Genomic DNA, 2,971 nt, shown 5'->3' on the forward strand with positions numbered 1-2,971 from the left:
GAAACAGCGGGGCTGGGACAATTCTTAAGCGGAATTGCATGTGTAATTATAGGGATTTTATCTTTTATAATTAAATAGTTTATAAATAAAAGGAACACAACTTTAAAAAAGTTGTGTTCCTTTTATTTTTGTCACCTATCAGATTTACAATTTATTAAATAGCAAAGTAAAACTGCCTTTTTGTTTGGTTAGGAAATAATTTGTAAAATTTGTTTCTGCAATTTTCTCATCTTTCTATGTGTTAAGACATTCTGCAACGGAACCCGTTATATCAATAAAGTAAAAAAAAAATTGTGAAAGACTTTTGTAACATTTGCGAAAGGGAAATGAAAGACTTGTGAGATATTATGAAATCAATCTTACTAGTAGATGTTCAAACATGTATAGGAAATATGGAGGAAAACTAAGATGAAAAAATTAAAGCCAATACTTGGTGCAGTAAGTAGTTTAACTATGGCATTGACGATAACATCCCCTGCTTTAGCTGAAACAAAGCCTGAACAAGGCGGAAAAGTGGAAACCTTTCAAGAAGATACCAATCTAAAGGAAGGACAAAATATTATCTATGGTGATTCTGGAAAAAAGGGAATCATGATTATGGAAGAACCTCAGGAAAATAATGATTGGGACGATGATGGTATTCCTAATGACGTGGAAGAAAAAGGATTTAAAATTGTATTTAATGAAAAGACAGGAAAAAATGAAGCTCAGTTATATGATCTAGTGAAAGACTTTGGAAAAAAGAGATTTATAACAAATCCGAAGAGTGCAAACTCAGATGGAGACCCTTTTACAGATAGCTATGAAGTGGAGCATTATGATAGTGATTCTGATACAGATTTTAACCCCATGATCGCGAATGTGCCAAATCTACAAATTGCTGTAAAACGTATCGATATTACTCCGGTTGCTAGTATTACAGATTCAAATGGTGAATCACGTACTAAGAGCTGGGAAAAAAGTCTATCTGTACAACATTCTTTTAATGTTGGTTTAGCGGTTGAAGGCGGCGCTGAGGGATCGGCAGTGGGTCCTGTACCTTCAGGAAAAGGATCGTTAAATGTAGGATATGGTTACTCTAATACAAAAACGGAAACAGAAAGCATCTCTAATAGTTTTGATTGGTCAACAGCAACAACTGTTGATTCAGCTAAAGCAGCAAATGTGCGCTTCCATCTAGAATATAAAAACACGGGTACAGCGTCTGCTGGGGATGTTTCACCTCACTTTAACATTCGATTAGGTAATAAAATTATTAATACTGTTAAGGCGACACAAGATCGTTATAAAGCCAACTTGTTAACTACAGCAAAAGGCGGAAACAATAAAACTGAAATTCTAATGGATAGTATAGAAGGTCAAGCGGATGTGAAAATTTCTCTAACACTAGATGAATTAAAAACGGTAGAACAAGGGGCACCCCTTTCTATTGAGGTCTTGCCTACCAGTACAATGAATGTATATACAATGAAAGATGGAAAGTTTGAAAATTTAGGTGATTGGTCGCATTTTGCATCAAATGTAAATGCTTCTACTACATTAGTAGAAACAAATTTGGGTTCTATACCAAAATTTAGAGTGTATACACCAAGAACGAACAAAACAAAACCTGCTAGCGTTGATTATAATCTTTCACTGGACGAATTTTTTGAAAATAGCGGGATAGGCAAGGGGGCTTGGGTAGCGAAGCATATTGTAAATGGTCAGCCAAAAGAAAATCTAGTTCGTTATGGTCCAAATCGTTCTCTTTTAGAACGAGGTGTGAACCTTGGTTTCTTTGATCAACGCGCACTACAACCAACTCTATCATATAGCAGTTATGATTATAGCAAGAAAAAGATTTATGCTTCGGTTATACCAGGTATATTTAATTTAAATAAAGAAATCTTTGTTACGGTTCGTAATAAAAAAGGTGAGAGCCAAAAGGTAACATTAGTTCGAAATCAGAATTCAAATGTATATGAATCTAAAGAAAATGAACCTGTAGACATAGCAGTTAACCGTGCATCTCTTGGGGAATCTCACGCTAAGTTTGAATTAATTGATGTAAAAGACAATAAAACTGAAGTTTTCACGCCTCTTGTTTCAAATAAAAACTATCTAGACGCTATCGATAAAATAGTAGTAGATAATTCCGGAGAACCTATAGTAGAAGGAAAACAGTATTATTTGAAGTCAGCTACTAACTTCGCTAACGGTGTAAACGAATCTTGGAGCGCTGGTACTTTAAGCCAATCAATTAATGGGAGATATGTACACTTTTCACTTAAGGGGAATAACTGGGATGGATTGAGACTCGGTCCTATCCAACAAGCAATACATGGACCAGACGTTCAAGCAACACCAGTAATACTTGAAAGAAAAGGTAAATCTAGACCGGAAGAACTATTCAAAAAAGATGAAGAAGTGTTTATGAAGTTTACGAATAGTAGTCATAGTAATTATCAGTATTTAAACATTGGAAATGGTTATGACTATAGTTGGTTAGATACTGATCACAATAAATCTGCTATTAAATTAGACAAGCTTACTAATCAGAAGAACTTCTATATAAAATCTGATTCTAATTATATAACATCAAGAGAAAACCAGTGGACTAGTTCTGTTGCAGATAATGGTATTGCCCCACTTGTAGGTGCTGGTGAGCGTGTTTTAAAATCTGAGCATACAACTTCACCAGGTAATTATCACCAATGGGAATTAGAAAGTATTAAGTAAAGAATGATGCGGTATATGTCCCCCTGTCTATATGGATGGGGGGACATATAAGGTTATTTGAATTTATTTGCCTGATGGATATGTAGCGAAACCTAGGACGGTAATACCTAAAATAATATAAGTATTATTATAATTTAAGATGAATGCATAAAAAGAGGTTGTCCCAAAAGTAGCTGAATAGCTACTTTTGGGCAACCTCTTTTATATTTTATGAAAATAATTATAGGTATGAACATTTAATTAATGTTAAAAT

The 2,971-nt window shown here is 34.2% G+C and carries 1 protein-coding gene; it reads left to right on the forward strand.

Annotation, left to right across the window (positions count from 1 at the left end):
- Positions 1–408 precede the first annotated feature (408 nt).
- The gene (locus tag AB3X48_RS20270; RefSeq protein ID WP_088099395.1) at positions 409–2,718 is read left to right on the forward strand and encodes a binary toxin-like calcium binding domain-containing protein; all 2,310 of its coding nucleotides are present in this window, start codon (positions 409–411) and stop codon (positions 2,716–2,718) included.
- Positions 2,719–2,971: the final 253 nt, after the last annotated feature.

The organism is Bacillus sp. S4, from assembly GCF_040838205.1.
Classification (GTDB): domain Bacteria; phylum Bacillota; class Bacilli; order Bacillales; family Bacillaceae_G; genus Bacillus_A; species Bacillus_A cereus_U.